2 protein-coding genes are annotated in these 2,775 nt (G+C 50.7%); one reads left to right on the forward strand and one right to left on the reverse strand.

The genetic code is table 11. The features are described from left to right. Window positions 1-177: 177 nt before the first annotated feature. The gene (locus QGT73_RS17120; protein WP_280123232.1) at window positions 178-804 is read left to right on the forward strand and encodes a DapH/DapD/GlmU-related protein; all 627 of its coding nucleotides are present in this window, start codon (window positions 178-180) and stop codon (window positions 802-804) included. Between the two features lie 97 nt (window positions 805-901). On the opposite strand, the gene pyk is transcribed toward QGT73_RS17120, so the two are convergent. Next, entirely contained in the window at window positions 902-2,353 is a 1,452-nt protein-coding gene (gene pyk, locus QGT73_RS17125) for a pyruvate kinase (protein WP_280123233.1), read from the reverse strand. Window positions 2,354-2,775: the final 422 nt, after the last annotated feature.

Below are 2,775 nucleotides of genomic sequence, written 5' to 3' on the forward strand. Positions count from 1 at the left end.
CAACCCGACGCAGACCTGAAAATAATGCTCGCCGATGCATCTGAATCGCCGCCGGAAGAAACTGAAAACTGATAAGGGGGCTTGTCCTATACAAAAAGTTAGCCCAACTTCTATATTTCAAGAAGTTGGACTCGACTTTTTATGGTTTAGCGGACAGTAATAATTGTTAATATATTTATGAGCAACACACATAATTCCGTCAATTCTCACGAGGTGAGGATTGATGTCACCAAGCAGACTGCCGAGGAGCTGGCATTGGCCGGCCGACAGGCTCAGTTGATATTCAAGTTCAATCACACCATGCCCGGCACTCCCGAGTATGACGAACTTATGCACCGCATATTTCCATCAATGGGCAGCGGCAGCCTCGTCAGTGCGCCACTGACCACGGTCAGGCCACACAACGTAACTATAGGCCGTAACGTTGTAGTTATGCCGGGATGTCTGATGATGTCGGCCGGCGGCATCACCATCGGCGACGGAACAATGATAGCGGCCAATGTGCAGCTTATATCCAACAACCACGACCTCTACGAACGTCAGATCATAACCTGCCGTCCGATACACATAGGGCGCAACGTCTGGATCGGTGCCGGAGCCACCATATTGCCCGGTGTCACCATCGGAGACAACGCTGTGGTCGGAGCTGCGAGTGTGGTTACAAAAGATGTCGCCTCCGACACTATCGTCGCAGGCAATCCGGCCCGGCTTGTCAAACGGATTCCCCCCTTAGCCGGCTGTGCTCCCCTACCCGATGATATCGACAATCTTGAACAACTCGGGCTGGACAGTTGCGGCGATTAAAGGTTACAATAAGACCAAAAGAGACAAGTGATTTTGCCGTTGGGGGAAATCACTTGTCTCTTTTGAGACTTTTTGACTTTAGTTGTATTACTTCCAATCAGGATTCCTGGCTGGCGGTGCCGTGTTCAAGGATAGCTTGTACGGAGTTGATGGCAAGGAATGTAGCACCTGTACCGTTGATGGCACCAAGGATGGCGATACGGTCGGTATAATCAAGCAGACCCTGCTCGATAAAGTCACGCAAAGCCACGAGCGGATAACGCTGCTGCTGTGTATAATCCTTATAGTAATACGCCTTGATGCCGTAAGAAATGCTCAGCCAGCGCATGGTGCGGCGGCGATAGCAGATGGCATATACCGGACAAGCTCCGCGGAACGAGGCGATGAAACGGGCTGTACGGCCATGATAGGCATTGGCGATGATGGCCTTGGTGCCAATCTCACGCTCTGACACGACGGCCTGACGGGCGAGGAACGATGTCACATGCTCGTCGGCAAGCTGAGGGATGTTGTCGCTCGTGATTGTCGCGGTAAGCGAGGCCTCGACCTCCTGGGCCACACGCGCCATCGTGGAGACGGCCTCGACAGGATAGCGGCCGTTGGCAGTCTCACCCGAAAGCATGAGACAGTCGGCCCGCTGATAGACGGCATTGGCGATGTCGCTGACCTCGGCACGTGTGGGACGCGGCGAGGTGATCATCGAGTGAAGCATCTGAGTGGCCACGATTACAGGATGGTGGGCGGCGATACATTTGGCAATCATCTCGTGCTGAATCACCGGGATGCGCTCGGCCGCAACCTCGATGCCGAGGTCACCGCGGGCAATCATGATGCCATAGGAAGCCTCGAGAATGGAATCGAAGTTGTCGACACCCTGCTGGTTTTCGATCTTGGAGATAATCTTCATGTCCGAACCGAGACGATCGAGCTCGGCCTGCACAGCGTGTACGTCATCGGCACTGCGCACAAACGAGTGAGCCACAAAGTCCACGCCCAGCGATGCGGCGGTGGCGAGAGTAGCCTTGTCGCGCTCGGTGAGCGAGGCGAGATGTATGTCACTGCCGGGGATATTAACACTCTTGCGCGAACCGAGACCTCCGTCATTGAGACAGCGGGCACGGATAATGCCGGTGGCTGTGTCAATATCAAGTATGAGGAAATCAAGCTCTCCGTCATCAATCAGGAAGTGCATTCCGGGATGTACGTCCTGAGCTATTTCGGAATAATTAAGGCATATGCGTTCAGCGGTGGTAGGCTCCGACACATGACCGCAGAACTCTACTTCCATCCCCTCGCGAAATGCGATTTTGTCATTGGGCTCGGCATTGACAGTGGTGCGGATTTCGGGGCCTTTGGTGTCAATGATTATGCCGATACGAGGAGAGACAGCCCTACAGTTCTCTACGATTCTCGCCATCCCTTCGGCTCCGAGATGGGCCGAGTTCATTCGCACGACATTCATTCCTGCCATAAAGAGGCTACGGATAAACTCCACATCACAACGGCGGTCAGAAATCGTCGTTATTATTTTTGTGCTTTTCTTCAGCATGTACCTATTATTTGAATTGTGTGAATTAGTTGAATATCAGACCTGTCACCCCGACCATTATTGTTTACCGGCCCTGATGAGCAGCAGATGTACCTCCATCGACAGGGGTATTTCATCAAATTTTTTTTTGCAAAATTACTCAATTCTATCGGTTAACCCACGCAATAGTTAAAAATATTTTGCATTTAGAGCCCGACTTGGCCCCGATATTCACCTTAATATATGCGCGACGGCATGGAGCAAACTATATTTTAACCTACTTTAACAGAATAAGTAACTACTCAGGTAGGTATGCCGTACTCATATTATGACGAAACAATAGCAGCTTAACGTTCAATTATCACTTCGCATTTGACGCTCATAAAAGCTATTGAATATCAAGAAAATAAACATTATTTTACTTGCATATTTGTTTTTTTTTT

Origin of the sequence: Duncaniella muricolitica (assembly GCF_910574735.1) — a bacterium.
GTDB classification, from domain to species: Bacteria; Bacteroidota; Bacteroidia; order Bacteroidales; family Muribaculaceae; genus Duncaniella; species Duncaniella muricolitica.

Coding starts and splice junctions, on each gene's coding strand:
- pyk (WP_280123233.1), bottom strand. CDS start 2,353: ATGCTGAAGAAAAGCACAAAAATAATAACGACGATTTCTGACCGCCGT.
- QGT73_RS17120 (WP_280123232.1), top strand. CDS start 178: ATGAGCAACACACATAATTCCGTCAATTCTCACGAGGTGAGGATTGAT.